The 285-nt window shown below is 66.7% G+C and carries 1 protein-coding gene; it reads left to right on the forward strand.

Annotated features, from left to right (window positions below; translation table 11 throughout):
• A partial coding sequence (locus EN852_RS40020) for a hypothetical protein (protein ID WP_135879991.1) occupies nt 1-285 on the forward strand: 285 nt, incomplete at both ends.

Here is a 285-nt window from a genome sequence, read left to right on the forward strand (position 1 = left end):
GAAGCGGTACACGACGCTTGGCATGGCGACGGATCAGGGCCGCAATTCCAACGTCACCGGTCTTGCCATCATGGCCGAAGTCAGCGGGCGCACGATCCCGCAGACCGGCACCACCATCTACCGGCCGCCGCAGGTTCCGGTTGCCATCGGTGCCCTTGCCGGCCACCATCGCGACGAAAAATTCCATTCGACTCGGTTGACGCCCTCGCACCGCTGGGCCGCCGAGCGCGGCGCCGTATTCGTCGACACCGGCCTGTGGAAGCGCGCGCAATGGTATCCGCTGCC

Source organism: Mesorhizobium sp. M2E.F.Ca.ET.209.01.1.1, from assembly GCF_004010375.2.
Taxonomy (GTDB): Bacteria; Pseudomonadota; Alphaproteobacteria; order Rhizobiales; family Rhizobiaceae; genus Mesorhizobium.